At 46.5% G+C, this 17,723-nt stretch carries 17 protein-coding genes; 4 read left to right on the forward strand and 13 right to left on the reverse strand.

Annotation, left to right across the window (positions count from 1 at the left end):
• The first annotated feature begins 508 nt into the window (after positions 1-508).
• Positions 509-5,887 carry a DUF4347 domain-containing protein gene (locus tag QUB26_RS01300; RefSeq protein WP_333316220.1) on the forward strand — a complete coding sequence of 1,793 codons (5,379 nt, stop codon included), beginning with the start codon at positions 509-511 and terminating at the stop codon, positions 5,885-5,887.
• 64 nt (positions 5,888-5,951) lie between these two features.
• On the opposite strand, the gene QUB26_RS01305 is transcribed toward QUB26_RS01300, so the two are convergent.
• Complete coding sequence (locus QUB26_RS01305; RefSeq protein WP_333205447.1) at positions 5,952-6,332, reverse strand: cytochrome c; 381 nt, start codon at positions 6,330-6,332, stop codon at positions 5,952-5,954.
• Between the two features lie 180 nt (positions 6,333-6,512).
• On the opposite strand from QUB26_RS01305, the gene petG reads away from it, so the two are divergent.
• The gene (gene petG / locus QUB26_RS01310; protein ID WP_006632329.1) at positions 6,513-6,632 is read left to right on the forward strand and encodes a cytochrome b6-f complex subunit V; all 120 of its coding nucleotides are present in this window, start codon (positions 6,513-6,515) and stop codon (positions 6,630-6,632) included.
• A gap of 207 nt (positions 6,633-6,839) precedes the next feature.
• On the opposite strand, the gene QUB26_RS01315 is transcribed toward petG, so the two are convergent.
• A complete protein-coding gene (locus tag QUB26_RS01315; protein WP_333316222.1) occupies positions 6,840-7,922 on the reverse strand; it encodes a glycosyltransferase family 1 protein in 1,083 nt (360 codons plus the stop codon).
• A 95-nt stretch (positions 7,923-8,017) separates the two neighbouring features.
• On the opposite strand from QUB26_RS01315, the gene QUB26_RS01320 reads away from it, so the two are divergent.
• Entirely contained in the window at positions 8,018-8,167 is a 150-nt protein-coding gene (locus QUB26_RS01320; protein ID WP_333240937.1) for a hypothetical protein, read from the forward strand.
• On the opposite strand, the gene QUB26_RS01325 is transcribed toward QUB26_RS01320, so the two are convergent.
• The 11 genes from QUB26_RS01325 to QUB26_RS01370 form a co-directional block, all read right to left on the reverse strand.
• Positions 8,150-9,220: a glycosyltransferase family 1 protein gene (locus QUB26_RS01325; RefSeq protein WP_333316224.1), complete on the reverse strand. Its 1,071-nt coding sequence runs from the start codon at positions 9,218-9,220 to the stop codon at positions 8,150-8,152. The two genes, QUB26_RS01320 and QUB26_RS01325, sit on opposite strands and share 18 nt — an antisense overlap.
• 169 nt (positions 9,221-9,389) lie before the next feature.
• Positions 9,390-11,519 carry a glycosyltransferase gene (locus QUB26_RS01330; RefSeq protein ID WP_333316226.1) on the reverse strand — a complete coding sequence of 710 codons (2,130 nt, stop codon included), beginning with the start codon at positions 11,517-11,519 and terminating at the stop codon, positions 9,390-9,392.
• 231 nt (positions 11,520-11,750) lie between these two features.
• On the reverse strand, positions 11,751-12,308 hold the full coding sequence (locus QUB26_RS01335) for a hypothetical protein (protein ID WP_333316228.1): 558 nt from the start codon (positions 12,306-12,308) through the stop codon (positions 11,751-11,753).
• Positions 12,309-12,538: 230 nt separating this feature from the next.
• On the reverse strand, positions 12,539-13,612 hold the full coding sequence (locus tag QUB26_RS01340) for a glucose-1-phosphate thymidylyltransferase (protein ID WP_333316230.1): 1,074 nt from the start codon (positions 13,610-13,612) through the stop codon (positions 12,539-12,541).
• Between the two features lie 284 nt (positions 13,613-13,896).
• Positions 13,897-14,607 (reverse strand): M15 family metallopeptidase, encoded by a 711-nt coding sequence (locus QUB26_RS01345; RefSeq protein WP_333316233.1) that lies wholly within the window; start codon positions 14,605-14,607, stop codon positions 13,897-13,899.
• 180 nt (positions 14,608-14,787) lie between these two features.
• Positions 14,788-14,877, reverse strand: a complete 90-nt coding sequence (locus QUB26_RS31930; protein ID WP_445299580.1) for a DUF433 domain-containing protein — start codon at positions 14,875-14,877, stop codon at positions 14,788-14,790.
• A gap of 124 nt (positions 14,878-15,001) precedes the next feature.
• A complete protein-coding gene (locus QUB26_RS01350) occupies positions 15,002-15,664 on the reverse strand; it encodes a class I SAM-dependent methyltransferase (protein ID WP_333316235.1) in 663 nt (220 codons plus the stop codon).
• A gap of 119 nt (positions 15,665-15,783) precedes the next feature.
• Positions 15,784-16,095, reverse strand: a complete 312-nt coding sequence (locus QUB26_RS01355) for a hypothetical protein (protein ID WP_333316237.1) — start codon at positions 16,093-16,095, stop codon at positions 15,784-15,786.
• A 168-nt stretch (positions 16,096-16,263) separates the two neighbouring features.
• Positions 16,264-16,461, reverse strand: a complete 198-nt coding sequence (locus QUB26_RS01360) for a hypothetical protein (protein WP_333316240.1) — start codon at positions 16,459-16,461, stop codon at positions 16,264-16,266.
• Positions 16,462-16,884: a type II toxin-antitoxin system VapC family toxin gene (locus tag QUB26_RS01365; RefSeq protein ID WP_333316242.1), complete on the reverse strand. Its 423-nt coding sequence runs from the start codon at positions 16,882-16,884 to the stop codon at positions 16,462-16,464.
• 11 nt (positions 16,885-16,895) lie between these two features.
• Positions 16,896-17,342, reverse strand: a complete 447-nt coding sequence (locus QUB26_RS01370) for a type II toxin-antitoxin system HicB family antitoxin (RefSeq protein WP_333316244.1) — start codon at positions 17,340-17,342, stop codon at positions 16,896-16,898.
• Between the two features lie 238 nt (positions 17,343-17,580).
• Between QUB26_RS01370 and rpmH the strand changes: the two genes are divergently transcribed.
• Positions 17,581-17,718, forward strand: coding sequence for a 50S ribosomal protein L34 (gene rpmH, locus QUB26_RS01375; protein ID WP_006632320.1), 138 nt, complete (start codon positions 17,581-17,583; stop codon positions 17,716-17,718).
• Positions 17,719-17,723 lie beyond the last annotated feature (5 nt).

The following is a 17,723-nucleotide window of genomic DNA, read 5'->3' on the forward strand; positions in this document are numbered from 1 at the left end:
TCCCTACAAAGCAATTTAATGGCGGTTGTTCGTTAGCGAAGCTTGCAGAAGAGGATCGCACATACCGATCATTCAGCAGGGAACAACTACCAAATAACACCAGCTTACAGCTAATAATCGTGACTGATGACTGTTGATTAACAAATATCGATCGCCATCAATTAACTATTGGATTGACAATTTTTATAAAATCTGGTTTTTTCTCCATCTCTGGCATATCAATAAACAGCGCGCAAGTCTTCTCCAACATTGTTGTAACAGCCGGAACAATATCCCCCTATAAAACTTCTAAACAATCAAACTAACTCAGTTATGGCAGGGCAGCATAAAAAAAAGTTTTTGTCAATATTCAATTTAGGTGAAAGTTAGGTTAGGTGAAATTAGGAGCGATCCTCTTCTGCAAGCTTCGCCAACGACTCTCATCCGCACTCAGCGGGAAAGCTCGATCGCTGCTGCGGTTGGTTTGTGATATGAATTTGATGTGTGTGTGTACCAGGAGAATTTGAACGTGGAACCCTATAAAGAACGGAAACACCAGATAGTTTTTGCAGATTCACAAGTTAAAGATTGTGAAAGTTTAACAGAAACGGTCAATCCCGATACAGAAATTGTTATTCTCAAAGCCGATCGCGACGGGATGGAGCAAATTGCCGAAACACTGAAACAGCGGCAAAACATTGCAGCCGTCCACATTTTGTCTCACGGCGCAGCAGCCAGCTTGCAACTGGGAGCAACAGAACTAAATCTGTGCAACATTGAAAGCTACCGCAATTATTTAGAAACATGGTTTGCTTTGCCAGCAGCCGAAACAAACTCGAACTCTTCAATTACAGCTAAACCCGAAATTCTGCTTTACGGTTGCAACGTCGCCGCCACAGAAGCAGGTGTCGCTTTCGTCCAAAGGCTGAGCCAGCTCACGGGGGCAAATATTGCCGCTTCAGACAACTTGACCGGTAGTGCCGCCTTGGGTGGAGATTGGGAACTCGAAGTAACTACGGGCAACATAGAAACACCTTTAGCATTTTCGGCTGAGGCGAGGGAAGCTTACAGTGGCGTACTGGCTGACTTGAACCAAAGGACTGGCGACTTTAACGGACTGGTAAATGCCATCAATGTTGCCAACATCAACACTGGCATTGACACGATCACTCTCACTGCCGATATTACCCTCGCAGGGCAATTGCCGAGAATTACCGACACCACCACTATTGTTGGCGGTGGTTTCAAGATCAGCGGCAATAACAACCGTGCCTTTGTAGTTGATAACACAACATTTAACATCTCAAACCTCACCATTGATTCCGCACAAGCAGTAGGCAACGCAGGAACCGCCGGTGGTGGTGGCGCCGCAGGCTTAGGTGGCGCCCTTTTTATCAACAGCGGTACAGTCACAGTTGACAGAGTTACTTTTTCTAATAACTCTGCCGTTGGCGGTGCAGGTGCGGCGGGCAATGGTGGCAAGGGTGGTAGCGCGGATCTGGCTACTGTCTTTGGAGGCACAGCAGGGACAAATGGTAGAAATGGTAGAAATGGTCTACCAAGTAATGGCGCTGCCGGTGGGGTTGGCGAAGATGGCGAGGCTGGCGGTACTGGTAATGCTGGCGGTACTGGCGGTATTGGTGGCACTGGCGGTACTGGTGTTGGCGGCACAAACGGTGGTGCTGGTGGCATTGGTGGTGCTGGTGGTGCTGGTAGTGTTGTCGGTAGTGGCGGCGGTGGTGGTGGTGCCGGTGGCGGTGGCGGTCCTGCTGGTACTGGTATTCCAGGTAATGGTGGCAATGGCGGTGTTGGCGGTGCTGGCGCCTTTGGTGGCGGCGGTGGTGCTGGCGGTACTTCTGGTACAGGTGCGGTGCTTGGTGCTATCGGCGCTGGAGGCATTGGCGGCTTCGGCGGCGGTGGCGGTAGTGGCAATGTTGCAAGCGCAGGAGGCACTTTTGGCGGTGCTGGTGCTACTGCTGGCGGCGGCGGTGCAGGTTTAGGTGGCGCGATTTTTGTTGGCGGTGGCACTTTGACCATGACCAACAGCACCTTATATAGCAACACAGTTACGGGTGGCAATGCTGGTAATGTTGCCGCAGGTGCGGGTACAGCCGCAGGTGGTGCAATTTTCGTCAACTTAGGTGCTACAGCTACCCTCACTAACAACACGATCGCTTATAACTCTGCAACAGCCGCCACAGTTGGCACACCGCCTAGTCTGATTGCTAGTGCCGGAGGAATTTACAACAACGGCGGTACAGTTACAGTCAAAAACACGATCGTCGCTGGCAACGTTGCTACTACCGACACTGATGTTACAGGGACATTCACCGGGAACAACAACCTGATTGGGGTTCTCGGCAGTAGCACTGGTTTTACAGCGACTCAGCAACTAACCGGTGCTTTGACAAATGTATTAGCACCAGTCGGCTCTGCCGGATTGAATGGCGCAACGGCTCCGGCTCCTTTCACCCTTGCCCTAGTTGATAACAGCCCGGTCACAACTAGCACTAACCAAGCCATTGGCGGTGGCAACAGCGCCGACGCAACAGCGGCCGGTTTAACTACTGACCAACGCGGTACAGGTTTCCCTCGGAAAATCGACAATACTCTTGTCAGCAAACCTAGTGTTGACATCGGTGCTTACGAGTACGGCCCAGTGGTCGTGGGTCAGAAATTCAACGACCTGAACGGGGATAGCCTGCAAGGTGCCGCGGCAACTGAACCAGGTCTAGGTGGCTGGACTATTACCGCAGGTACGAAGACTAATGTAACATCTGCGGTTGCTGCCACTCTCGGCCAATACACTCTCACGGATACTAAGGCCAATACAGCGATCGCAGAAACGTTACAAACCGATTGGGTGCAGACTTTAGCACCAACGGTGACGACTGGTACTGCTGATGTTACGGGTGCTAACTTCGGCAATTTCCAACTGACATCGATCGCGGGCAAAACCTACACCGATCTCGTCGGCAACAAAGTCTTAGACCTTGGCACCGACACCACATTAAACGGCGTCACGGTAACTTTATACAAAGACACCAACAACAACAACACGCTAGAAGTCGGCACAGATACGGTTGTGGGCACTCCACAAACCACTGCGGGAGCCGGAGATTACACATTCGCGGATATAGGCCCCGGCAATTACCTGATACAAGCCACTGCCCCAGCCAACTCCACTATCTCTTTCCCCGCTGCCGCACTTCCCGTTACCGCCCAAAGCGGTACTCCCGTCACCGGTCAAAACTTCGGCATTTTCCAAAACATCACCGTTAGCGGCACCAAATTCACCGACCTCACAGGTAATAGCTTCTCTGCTGACGACACCCCCCTCAACGGCACTACCATTCGCTTGTTCAAAGATACTAACGATAACAGCACTTTAGATAGCGGTGATACGGAAATTGCCTCTCAAGTTACCGGTACAGCGCCAGCGGCGCCTGGGACGTATAGCTTTGCCAACGTCGGCTCCGGTCGGCACTTTGTGAGAGAAGACGTGCCGGATGGTTTCTCACAAACCGCCGGCCCGACTTTTTATCCAATTAACCCGGTCAGCGGCACAAACATTACGGCTCAAAACTTCGGCAATTTCCAACTAGGCAAAATCAGCGGGATCAAATTTAATGACCTCAACAAAAATGGCATCCAAGATGGGCCAGAAGAACCACCGCTAGGAGGCTGGACAATTTACTTGGATGCCAACGACAGCGGCAGCCAAGATGCAATACCAGGCGAAACAGGCACCAACGCCACCGTCACCGATGTCGCCGGTAAGTATCAGTTTACCAACCTGCCAGCCGGCACTTATACAGTGCGGGAAGTGCCACAAACCGGCTGGACGCAAACTGTACCCCCCGTCAACCCAGCTAGGCCTACTGTTCCCGGCGCGTTTACGATCGCCGTCACCAGCGGCACAGACTCCCAAAACAACAACTTCGGCAACTTCAAGCCCAACTCGATTAGCGGTCTGAAGTTCAATGACCTCAACACAAATGGCATCCAAGATGCGCCAGCAGAAACAGGACTACCCAACTGGCAATTCTTCCTCGATACCAACGATAACGGTACTCTCGACACTGGGGAACCGAACACCCTCACCGATGCCACCGGCAACTACAAATTCCTCGATTTGTCAGCCGGAACCTATAAGGTGCGGGAAGTCTTGCAGCCTACTTGGACGCAAACTACCTCCGACCCGGCGGACATCACTGTCACCAGCGGTCAAGATATCGCTAATATCAACTTCGGCAACTTCCAGTCGAGCACTATCAGCGGTCAAAAATTCAATGACCTCAACAACAACGGCGTTAAGGATGCCGGAGAATTGGGGCTAGCTAACTGGCAAATATTCCTCGACAGTATCACTCCCGATGGCATCTTTCAGCAGGGCGAACCGACTACCATCACTGATGCAGCGGGCAACTACACTCTGCGAGATATACCTGCAGGTACTTACCAGGTAAGGGAAGTCCAGCAAAACGGCTGGACGCAGACGACCCCTAACCCCGCTCCCGTTACGGTTAATCCCTCGGATAACATCACAGGCATTGACTTCGGCAACTTCCTGCCCCAACCGGGGGCGATCCGAGGTCTGAAGTTCCAAGACACCAACAACAATGGCACTCAGGATGCTGGAGAACCGGGTTTACCCAATTTCCAAATTCAGTTAACCAATGTCGTAGCTGGAACTGCTCCTGCTCCTGTTACTACTACCACAGACAACAGTGGCAACTACCTGTTCGCGAACCTAACGCCGGGAACCTACCGCGTCAGGGAAGTCAACCAAACTGGGTTTACCCAAAGCACACCCGACCCTGCCGACATCGCCCTAACTTCAGGCGCTATTGTTACGGGCATCAACTTCGGGAACTTCCCAGCGCCGCCGCCGCCGACGCCGACTCCGACGCCGACTCCGACTCCGACGCCGACTCCGCCGCCAGTGCCACTGCCACCTGTACCGACGCCGACGCCTGCACCTGCGCCGACGCCTGCACCTGCGCCGACGCCTGCACCTGCGCCTGCACCTGCACCTGCGCCGACGCCTGCACCTGCACCTGTAACGACGCCGACGCCTGCACCTGTACCGACGCCGACACCGACACCGGAACCTGTACCGACAGATTTGGTTTGCCCTGAGAACTTCCCCAGGATAGCTACTCCCACTGAACCAGGTACTCCGACCGCGGGTAATGTGATCAATGGCCCTAACGGGGACGATACGATCGTGGGTAGTGCTGGCAGTGACTCTATCTTCGGGTTGAGCGGCAATGATTTGATCTTTGGTCGAGGGGGCGGTGACTATATCAATGGCAATACGGCCAACGATACTGTCTATGGAGGCATCGATAGCGATACTCTCTTTGGTGGCAAAGGGTTTGACCTGATTTTTGGCGATCGCGGTAACGATACGATTTTTGGCAATCGTGGCAACGACTCTCTTTCTGGCGACGAAGGCAATGACTTATTGTACGGGGGCAAAGCCGATGACGTAATTTTGGGAGGCGCTGGCGACGATGTGCTCTTTGGCGATCAAGGCAATGACACTCTCTGCGGCGACGACGGTAACAATACCTTAATTGGGGGCAGCGGTGATGATTTGCTCTTTGGTGGCACCGGCGATAACTTGCTCTTTGGTGGTATTGGCAGCGATACTCTCGTCGGTGGCAGTGGCAGCGATGGTTTTGTCTTGTCAGCGGGGGGAGGAATTGACACGATTTTCAACTTCACTGCAGGAGTTGATTCGATCGAGTTGGTGGGAGGCTTGGACTTCAATCAACTGTCGTTAACCGAAACTAATGGCTCGACGGCGATCGGAATTGCCAACAGCGACCAGATTTTGGCTATACTGACGGGCGTACAGCCGAGCCAGTTATCGGCTCAGAGTTTTAACTTGCTGGTTTAGTCTGCCGATCAAAGTTTCGAGTGTCAGCCAAAGAAGGGGAACGAATTCCGTTCCCCTTCTTTGGTCAAATTTGTTCGAGATACTTCAGCAAGTCGGCCATTTCTTGCGGACTCGGTTGAAACTGGGGCATTGGTGGGGTTTGCCCGCTGGTGACTTGCCGGATCAGATCCAATTCGGATTTGCGATCGGAAACTCCGTGCAAGTTGGGCCCGACTTGACTGTCTGAAACGGAGATGTGACAACCCGCACAGTTCATTTGAAAGATGGCGGAACCCTGAAACGGGTTGCCCGTGAGGGATAGGACGCTTTTGACGTAAGGATCGGCGACTTGAAATTGACGTATTGTGATAATTGCCAACATGATGGCAAGCAACACCGCTAGCGCAAATATGGCAAGTCGCTCGATCGGGTTTTTAATTTCATTCCTGGCAAGTTGGTTATTCAAAGGAGTTCAATTAAAAATAGTATCTACAAGAAAATTTATTTCTCATAACATAGCTTAATCGTTCGCAGCGGGGAGAGCAAGGTCTGAGACTCCCGGAAGGGCGCTTTTTGGAAAATTCATCTGTGTAAGTGCTGGTAATATTAAAAATAGGTTGTTAAATCTTAACGTTAAGGAGCTCTCATGGTAGAACCGCTGCTTTCAGGTATTGTTCTGGGTCTAATCTTTGTTACTCTGGCGGGGCTGTTTTTTGCTGCTTATCAGCAGTACAAGCGCGGCGATCAGTTGGGTATCAACAAGTAAAAGGGACCTACAGTCTCTAACTCAGGCTGTCAGGGAATGGGGAATTGGGCATGGGGCATGGGGCATCCGGCATTAAATCTGCCTACTGACTTCTTCCCTCTTCCCTATTCCTTGTTCCATCCGTTACACCCGTTACACAATCCGTTGCCGAACTTCCTTGTTCCATCCGTTACATCCGTTACACAATCCGTTGCCGAACTTCCTTCGTTAAAGATATCGATCGAGAATAGCCGCAGTTTCCAAGCCTGTTTTTTCCCAGCTAAATTGTTTTGCTCTGGCTAAACCGAGCTCCCGCAAGTGCGATCGAACTTTGGCATCGGCTGCAAGCTCTTGCATAGCAGAGGCAATTTCCTCAACGCTGTAGGGATTGACTAACCATGCGCCGTCCTCCGCCACTTCTGGCATTGAAGACAGGTTAGAGGTGATGACAGGAGTGCCACAGGCCATTGCTTCGAGCACGGGGAGGCCGAATCCTTCCCAAAGACTGGGGAAAACCAGGGCGATCGCTTGGTTGATGACTTTGGGTAAGTCTGCCGCGGGGAGGTAATCTAGGAATTTTACTCGATCGACCAATCCCAATTCTTGAACCTGCGCCTTCAGTAGCGGGGTATAGCGTTTGTCTTCCGAACCTGCTATCCACAATTCGTACTCGGAATTATGATGCAAAGCAGCAAAGGCTGCTACAACTCGCTGCACGTTTTTATAAGGATTGTGGCGGCCGATATAAAGAAAATAATTGCTTGTTGGTAAGTCTAAAAAACGGAAAAAACTGGCATCGTATCCGGGGAAAATTGGCGTAATTAAATTAGTAGGAATATTGCAAAAATTATTGATATCTTTAGCAGTTGCTTCCGAGTCGCAAATGACGTGTTCAGCCTGCCGCAGCACTTGGGGAATGTAATAGCGGTGGTAAGGTGTCAGAGGATCGAAGCGGCGGGGAAATCGCAGCGCTATCAAGTCATGTACTGTAATTATATAGCGGCAACCGGCAAATAAAGGAGCTTCGGGAATTGGGGAAAATAACAGGTTAGATTTTAGCTGTTTGTAAATTTTGGGGAGTTGGGTTTGTGTCCACACCAATCGGTTGATGTGTCCTTTTGTGCCTTGTTCGGGCGTTAGGTTGCCGGGGATTTGGTAGCAGTTGCTATTGGGGAATTTTTCGGCTGTTAGTAATGTTGGGTTGAGGTATTTTAGGTGGGGAAATAGGTTTTTGGCGTAGATGGCTAAGCCGGTTGGTTTGGAAATTAGGAAGGAGAGGTTGATGAGCAGGTTGGATTGGGGATTGGGCATGGGATAATATGTAGATTGCGGTTTTTTGGTGGGATTTTTTTTATTTAACCTGAGATATTACACCATTATCAATTAGCTTTTTAGGAACAGGCAAGATGCCTGTTCCACAAGAAAATTTATCTTTTGTGGAACAGGCATCTTGCCTGTTGCTGACAATGGTGCAAGATGTGAGTTTAACCGCAGAGGGCGCAGAGGACGCAGAGAGGAGAAAGGAAGAGAGGGAAGGTTTAAAGGTATTGTTGTAAGATGTGGGCGGTTGCTTTTCCGGTTTTGTGCCAGCTAAATTGAGATGATCTGGCTAAACTAGCAGTTTTTAAGTTCGATCGCACTTTTGAATCTGTGGCTAGTGTTTGCATGGCTTCGGCTATTTCTCCGACGCTGTAAGGATTGACTAATAATGCGGCATCTCCGGCTACTTCTGGCATAGATGACAGGTTGGATGTGATGACGGGTGTGCCGCAAGCCATTGCTTCTAAAATTGGTAAGCCGAATCCTTCCCAAAGTGTAGGGAAAACTAGGGCGATCGCCTGATTCATCAGTACGGGCAATTGAGAATAGGAAACGTAACCGAGAAATTTTACCAAAGATTGTAAACCTAATTCTTCAACTTGTGCTGTCAACTGCGGCGTGTAGGCATTGGGAGGCCCTGCTAGCCACAATTCGTAGTTTGTGCGATCGGGCAAACTCGCAAATGCAGCAATTAATCTTTCCAAGTTTTTGTAAGGATCGTGTCTGCCGGTATAAAGAAAATAATTTTTGGCTGGCAAGTCGAGATATCTAAAATTAATATTATCGCAAGCTAGGGGAATTGCGGTCATCTTTTTAGGCGGAATTTGGAAAAAGTTAGCAACATCTGCCGCCGTTGCTTGAGAATCGCAAATAATGTGTTCTGCTTGCCTCAAAACCTGCGGTATGTAGTAGCGAAAATAAGCTGTTAATCGAGAAAACCGTTGGGGAAATCGCAAAGGAATTAAATCGTGAACTGTGACGATGTAGCTGCAGCCGGAATACAAAGGTGCTTCGGGAATTGGGGAAAATATCAGGCTTGACTGCAATTTTTTGTAAATTTTAGGTAACTCAAATTGAGTCCACAGCAGCCTGTCAATTTGTCCTTTTGGGCCGCGATTCGGTGTCAGAGTTTCGGGAATTTGGTGGCAAGTATAATCGTTAATTTGCTGGGAAACGAGTAATGTGGGTTCTAGTTGTTGCAGTTGCGGGAAAAGATTAGCGGCGTAAGTTCCAATTCCCGTTGGTTCAGGACTTAAGAAGGATAAATTGATTAACAGTGAATTAGACATGATTTTAGGGAAAGATATCTGGCGACTGGAAGTCGCGACTACACATACAAAGTCCGCCTACGCGGACTAAAGAAAACGCTAATAAAATCGACTTTGATATTAGTCCTCTTTAGAGGACTTTAGCTTTGAGCCAGGGGTTTTAACCCCTGGTGGACTATTTAATTAGCCTTTAAGTTCGATCGAGCATTTGAGCTATATCGGCAGGATTTGGCAGCCGAATTGTAGCATACTCTTGGTGAAGAATATCAAAAAAACTATTGACTTTTTTCTCAAAATGTGCAAGTCTAAAGTTCTGACTACGTTGCTGTGCACCAGCTTGAAGTTCTGCTAGCAAATCAGGATTAACAATTAGTTGATGTGAATGCTGGCACAGTTCCTCAACGGTATTGAACACAAAGCCCGATCGCCCATGTTCGACAATTTCCGGTTGGCCGCCACCGTTGAAAACAATCGGAGCACAATAGTTGTGCATTGCTTCCACAGTCGCCATCCCGAAATGCTCAAATCTTTGAGGATTGACTTCACCCAAACCGCAGCCGTGCCAAAATATACTTGCTCTAGCATAAAGTGATTTTACCTCATCAAAGTCAACATTGACTTTGAGATCGATCGCCCTTGAATCTTGCTTCAATAAATTCTGAACCGTCTTTAAATAAGGATTTTTCGGAATGCTGCTGCCAACTAAGATTAGTCGCCATCCTTCAAGTTCTTTGGGATAATCGGCTAGCAAACAGCGGAAAGCTTTAATTAGTTCAATTTGCTTTTTTGTTCCCCCAGCTTCAAACTGTCCCACAGCCAAAATTATTTTTTCTTTCGGCACTTTAACTGTTGCCATTTCCACGGGCGGATAAAGCAGAAAAGTTGGCTGTAGGTTCCAGCGTTTTTCCAACCACTTGAGGGTAAATTGACTGTTGGCAATAATGAAAGTGTAATCATCGACAGCAAAGTGACGGTTGCGGAAGGTATTGGGAAAGTGGCAGAAAAATACTGAGATCGGCGACAGTGGTTTAACTTTTTCCAGTTGGTTCGCGTTGATGAAAATATCGTAGTTTTTGCTTTCTCTAGCAATTTCATCAAAGGGATTTTCCATATCCTCCACGATGATGCTGGAATCGATGCACTGCATTCCGCGTTTCTCGTAAAACGCCAAGGGCATAATTTTAATTTTGCATCCTGAAAGGTTGAGTCCGTACCACGATTCTAAGTCGGAAACAGCAACTGGTTTGTTGGCGATAAAAGTAATGTCAAATTCATTTTGTAGCAGTGAGGCGAGGGTAGCGACGTATTTTTGACCGCCGCCGATAAAATGCAGTCCGTGATCGTAAATGGCGATCGACATTTTGCGATCGCCCCGAACCACCTGCAATCGAGATAAAATGCGATCGATCTTCAGGCGACTGTAAATCACCGCCAACTTTTCCGACAACTGCGGCAATACAGTTTCGATGATTTCTGGTTTCTGATAATCTAGAAGTTTTTTAATCGCGACAAATAAACTCTCGAACAGCAAATCGTACTGCTTGTTAGTAAAAAAATCAGAAGTATGAATTCCTTTGACTAATTGCAACGGTTCATGTTTTGCCAAATACAAAAACCGATTGCGGTTGCAGAAATACTCGGTAAGTTTGCTACCTTTACTCGAACCCCGATACTCGTGATGGGCGATAGCGGCGGGAGTATAAAGCATTTTCCAACCGCGTTTGTGGCAGCGTTTCGCAAACTCTACATCCTCAAAATACATCACAAAATCTTCATCTATCGGCCCCACATCTTCCAGACATTTCCTGCGGAAAAGCACCGCCGCCCAACAAAGCCCTTCGACTTCCCGTTCTATATCGTACTGTCCCGAATCTTTTTCGCCAAAGCCGACATCTTGCCAATAAAAGTTAGGTAATTGCTGAATACCAGCGCTGTTAATTCGCCCGTCTTTAAACAACAATTTGCCGCTAGTCGCACCTACTTCTTTATTAGTTTCTAGCCGTTTTACAAGAATCTCTAACCAGCGACTGTCAAGGGTAGCATCGTTATTTAGAAAGCCGATATATTGCCCTTTTGCTTCGCTGATGCCGAGGTTGAGGGCTTTAGCAAAGTTGTTGGCAGTATTGACAAAAATCCGAACTTTGGGAAATAGTTCGCCCAGGAAATTAACGGAATCGTCTTGAGAACAATTATCAATTACAATTAAATCGAGTTGTGATTCGGGATACGCAAGTTTTTGTAGAGATTTTAAGCAATCTTTCGTGTGGCGCAGACCGTTATAGTTGACTATAATTAACGAGCATATGGGCAGTGCAGTCATTCGATTTTAGATTTTAGATTTTAGATTTTAGATTGAGGAATTGAAGGATTGAAGGATTGAAGAACTTTCGATTTGGGATTGAATCATTGAAAATTTGAAGGATTTAGGATTTTAGATTGAGGAATTGAATAATTTTCGATTTTTGATTGAAGCATTGAAGCATTGAAGCATTGCTCTCGCGAATAAATCTGGGGCCTTGTGACCAAATTATTTTGGGTCATCTTTGATGCTTTATTTTTGTCGATCGAGCAATTGAGCGGTAATCTTCTCTAAAATAGCAGTATGTTGCTGCTGCACTGCTTTAATTTGCTCTATTTCAGACTGAAAAGTTGCGATCGCTCTTTGTTGAGTCTCAAGCTGTGCTGTAACTTCGGGATATTCGCTGCTGAATTCCGATTCAATTTTTTCAAAGAGAGTTTGTTGATTTTCTTGCAATTTTTGCAATTGTGTGCTTAATGTATGCACGACCCGCGTATTAGCAAAATTGTAAATTACTTGTCGTTCGAGTACCGGTCTGAGCAATTTTCGGACTATTTTCCTAACGACGATGACTGCGGAACCGAGTCGCCTTTGGTAAGAGGTAATGGGGATATTATAAATGTCGAAACCTGCCTTTAAAAGAGCGATATCTTCATCATCTTCATTTTGGGCGTGAAGCGAAGCTATCCCGAAGGGAATCGCACTATTTTCTGTTCCCAACAGGGGCGGCTCAGCAATACCAATTCGCGGCTCCAAAGTTTGTCGCAATTTATGTATTATCTGTTGAGTTGGTATTTCTTCGTACTCCAAACTTTCCTCTCCTTTAGATAACTTACTATGACTTATTATGGAACAGGCATCTTTGCTGTTTCAATCATTGTAACTAATTGTGAACAGGCCTCTTTACTGTGTGAATAATTGTAATCAATTGGGGAACAGGCAAGATGCCTGTTCCAGGGCGGGCTAGGATGCCCACCCACAATAAAATTCATCTCTTGTTAAATCAGGATTATTGCTTCCGATATTGGCAATATCTCAATTTAAGCTAACTCAATTTGACTGTCATCACCAATCATAAACCGCAGAGCTTTTGGACGAGCAGGCGCAGTGGTTAGTTGAGCTCGCTGCCCGATCACGCTGTCAACAATTCGTTGGTGAATGCCAAGTATTTTCGCCCCTTGCAATATTACACTGTGTTCGATATCAGCATCAATCATCGTCACGCGATCGGCAATACTGCTGTAAGGCCCGATAAAGCAATTTTCAATGCGGCAATTTTCCCCAATTACCACTGGCCCGCGAACTGTAGAATTAATGATTTCCGTTCCTTCTCCTATTTGCACTCGCCCGATAATTTGACTTTTGGTGTCTACTTTTAATTCAGTTGAAGCTACGATACGGCTATCTAAAATGATTTGGTTTGCACTCAGCAAATCGTCTTTTTTCCCCGTATCCAGCCACCAACCTTCTAAATTGCAGGCTTCTACGTGTTTTTCCTGATTGATGAGCTGTTGAATGGCATCGGTAATTTCGAGTTCGCCCCGGGGCGAAGGTTGAATTTGATCGATCGCCTCGTGAATAGTAGGAGCAAAAAAGTAAATCCCCACCAGTGCTAAATTCGATGGCGGGACTTGTGGTTTTTCTACTAACTCCAAAACTCTTCCTTTCTCATCAACTTTTGCCACACCGAAAGCAGAGGGATTGGGAACTGGACGCAGCAAAATCAGAGCGTCTAGTTTTTGCTTGTTAAAAATCTCTAAAAACGGATCTAGCTGATTTTCAATTAAGTTATCTCCCAAATACATAATAAACGGAGAATCGCCCAAAAAAGGTCTGGCAACTTTTACCGCGTGAGCGAGTCCCGCCGGCTTTTCTTGCAAAATATAAGTAATTTTTGCCCCGAAGCGAGATCCATCTCCTGTTTTCGTCTTCACCTCTTCTCCGGTTTCGGGACTAATAATAATCCCAATATCCGTAATCCCAGCCGCCACAATTCCTTCAATTCCGTACCACAGTATCGGCTTATTTGCTACAGGAACCAACTGCTTAGCACCCGTATAGGTGAGGGGACGCAAGCGTGTTCCTTTGCCGCCAGAGAGGATGAGTGCTTTCATTGGGTGAACTCTAAGTTATCCTTTAGGGTTTGCGGTGCTGGCAACTATTGCCTGCACTTGTTCGCTCTCGTTGATTTTAAACTACCGCTACCCCGCTGGCAATAGTTGCCGTGTATTTTGACACCAATGATTTATTTTGATCGTACTTTTATAGTCCGGGACGCATAGAGTGTCAGAAACTAGCTTTATTGCCACAGGAAGCAGTTAAAAGCTGAGTTTTTTTGTCAAAAAACCCCGTTCTTAAGGTTGCGACTGCGCCACTCCCGATTTAATTGCCTACCCTTTTAATAGCGGCCATATCGAGCAATCAATTGAATACCACTATTGTTTTGATTTGTCAACCAAGCCCACATCTGATCGCCCAGACAAAAATGCCACCATTCGTTAGGATGTTGCTGAAAACCCGCAGCTATCATCGCATTTTTTAAGATTTGCCTGCGGCGGTGATATTCCTGTTTTTGCGACTCCTTGCTATTACCAAAATAATCGGGATAAGAACGTTCTGATATTTCATCAATCGGAGAACCCATATCAATTCGCCGATTATTTTCATCTACTAAAGTTATATCTAAAGCAGCACCTGTACTGTGAGGAGGAGGCGTTGCGTGATCGAGGCTCGGCACTGCCCAAAATTGATATACGTGTTCTATAATCACTTGGCGTTTGTCTTCGGAAACCGGAAAATCGCAGCCTTGAGCTATGGCAATTTGATTAAAAGTATAATCTACCATAAATTGCTGCACTTCCACCGGCCGATAAGCGTCAAATATCAGAATTTTCCAATTTTGATGATTTTGCTGTAGCTGGGTTTGAGCGGCGATTAAACTATCTACAACTCCTTGCCGCAAGTAGTAAGGGGAATCTGCTTTGCTGTTGTGATACGGTGCACCCAACTTTTGATAGGGGTGCGGAATTTCAAAGGCAAAATGTTCTTGTGGAATCGGGACTAAAGGTTCGCCGCATTCATCGATCGCTATTTGCTGGTATGGTTTCATATCAAGGTTTTACCCTACTTTATGATTACTGATGAACTACAATACTCAGTATATGCTTTTCACTTGATTCCGTCGCGCGGCAAATAGCAAAGCAGCTAGAATATCCTCATGTTCTAAATCGTCCTAGTCATCTATAATTTCTTTAGCATTCATACCCGAACTAAGTAATTCAATAATTAACTATACTGGATATCGGAAACGGCGAATACATGGTTTTCCGTGACAGATATTTGGATCGAGTGTGATGCGTTGCAAAAGTTTGTTTTCCATATTTTAGGAACAAATATTAAATATATTCTAACCTAAAGAGCGTAGCTTTCGATGGGTTTGTAGTAAGGACTTTAGTGTTTTCAATCTCCACCTAAAGTCCTAAAGTCCTTACTGACCCAAAATCCTAACTTTGGCGGTAAGCAACTACCGCATAAAATGGATCGCCGCTTGGTATTCGCAGCATTTGCATAAAACTCGGCAAGTTAGGCTTGCGAACAATTACTTCCGGCTTGCTAAATCCGGGTATGTTGGCTCCTTTGACAGAATCAAAGTAACCCTTGACTAATTCTACCCGATCGCCCTCGGAACCTTCCCGCCAAGCCGCGATCGCCTTTTGATAAAACATCCGGTTGGAAAAACTGATAATTGCTACGCCCCCTGGCTTCAAAATCCGGTGAATCTCGGCAAAAACCGCATCTGGGTGCTGCAAATACTGTACCGAAACGCAGTTGACAACAGCGTCGAACTCTGAATCCGGCAGTGGCAATTTGGGATTTGCGTTCAAATTCTGCACAAAATAATGATTCAGCCTGCGATTCTTTGCCAACTCTTCTTCATTCATGCCGTGCCCTTCAACATGGGCAAATTGCATCTCGTCGGGCAAGTGAGAAACCCAACTGCTCATCATATCAAAAACCCGAGTATTCGGTTTCAGCCGTTCCCGATACAAATCGGTTAGTTGCTGAATGAATCCATCGTCTACGTGCGTTACAAACCGAGGATAGGAGTAGAACAAATTGTCGTCGGTGTCATCTAATTTGGTGCGTTGATTTCCTTGGAGTGGCATAACGTGCGATGTGCGATCGTAACTTTACTCTTCTTATTTTACTAATAATTAAGAAATGTAAACAGATTCCGCAGGATGGACTTCCGGCACTCGCCTGCTCCAATTTTAAATCATCCCCTTCAGAGTCTACTCAGTATTTCTCTTATGCAGGACTCTGCTTCAGCCAGCTTGTCACCACAGCTTCCGGCTCGTCTATCCGTTGATGCAGGACTAACAATAGCTGACCAAGCTGCTTCAAAATAAGGCATGAGCTGGCTCTTTATAGACGGATCGATCGACTGATCTTTTTTTAAATCATCACGCAGGCTAGACACTGCCCATTTGGCATCACTCATCATTGTTGTTTCGTAGGCTTCCAACACCTCGGATCTGGCTTCGCTTAATTGCTGAAGGATTTGATGCAATTTTTTTCTTTGCTCTTCGCACATCACATTCATCACTCCTTGAGAGACTAACTTATAGGAATAGAACAAATTATCGTCGGTATCCTCTAACTTGGTGTGCTGATTTCCTGGGAGTAGGATAACGTGCGATCGTAACTTTACTCTTCTTATTTTAGAAACACTTAAGAATTGTAAATAGGTTTGGCGAACATTTAGTCACCCGGACGATCGCGCTGACTGCGCCTTAGCTGCGGCGATCTGATGTTTTCGGTTAAGGGCGATCGATCGCCCTTGCAATATCATCCGTGTATCCGTGCTATCGGTGTCGTGCTGTTGTTCTATTTTCTCTCTTTTGCGCTGGCGGCCGATCGAACTTTTTTCAACAACTACATCATGCTCGATCGCACATTCCAATCATTGCACTGACCAGTCTTCAAACCTCAATCCAGGGATTCTTTCAAAATCTCGACGATTCCGGGTAAGTAGAATACCGCTTTTTGCAAGTGCGATCGCGGCAATCCGTAAATCTTGCGTGCCAACGCGGATGTTTTGCCGCAAAAATTCCCTATAATAATTTTCAGCATCTCGATCGAAGTCAAGCAATTCAAATTCGGTCAGATAGTTGATGGTTTTTCGCAGACTTGCATAAGCTGATATTATTTCCTCCCCTGATGTCGCTCGTCTGATACGGTTAAGTCGTCCATACATTTGCTCTTCAAATGTAACGATCGTAATGGCAATATCTTTTGGATTAACTGCCCTGACACGCTGCACTATTTGTGGATTCCCCTGCCCAAAAAGTGTGGCATGGTCTGTATCAAATATCCACAAAGTCACTTAGCTGTTTCCTACACCTCTATTTTATTGGTGGCTTCTGCCTCATCGAGTCGATCGTAATATTCTGCCATTTGTGCATTCCTGTCGCGGCGCAGTTCTGCAATATCTTCTAACATCTCATCAAAGTGCGGATCGTTTTTAAAGGCTCCTGCCCACTTCATTAAAGGATTTTCCGCTTGGGGAATGTCTACTGTCAGAGAGACTATTTCGACTTTTTTTAGACGCTCGATCAACAATCGGTGCAAAAATTTTAAAGCTTCTTCTTTAGTAGATCCTGAGCTTCTGCACTCTGGCAATTCCCAAACTATTGCGCTGTAGAGGTCTTCATCGTGCTTTTCAATTAGAACTTGATAAGTTAATTGGGTTAAAGGATTCGGAGTAGGGGTTAATACTGTGGCATTCATCTGTTTTTTCTGGTTGGTTATATTTGGCATTTTAACCCATTGTTTTTCAAACATCCAATTAATTCTTTTCGCAAGGCTTTCAATAGATGTCAGCGGTTCAGAAGGCCACCGCACTTAAAGCCTGCGGGATTTTAGCCTTTACCAATCATTCAAGGCTGCGATCGCAACTGCACTCTTACTCTGATTACATCTCAACCGTGAAAAATATAATTGCCAAGAAAACCCTTCTATGGTATACTAGAAGATTGTGAATATTAATCAAAAGTAAAGTAACAAGCCGGGAGAAATCAAAATGACACAGCAAACCCTGCACGGAACCAGCCGCAAAAGAAAAAGAACATCCGGTTTTCGCGCCAGAATGCGTACCGCAACCGGTCGATTGGTAATCAAAGCTCGCCGCAGCAAAGGTCGCCACCGCCTCGCAGTCTAGCACTG

The sequence above is a fragment of the Microcoleus sp. B4-C1 genome (assembly GCF_036705285.1).
Taxonomy (GTDB): domain Bacteria; phylum Cyanobacteriota; class Cyanobacteriia; order Cyanobacteriales; family Microcoleaceae; genus Microcoleus.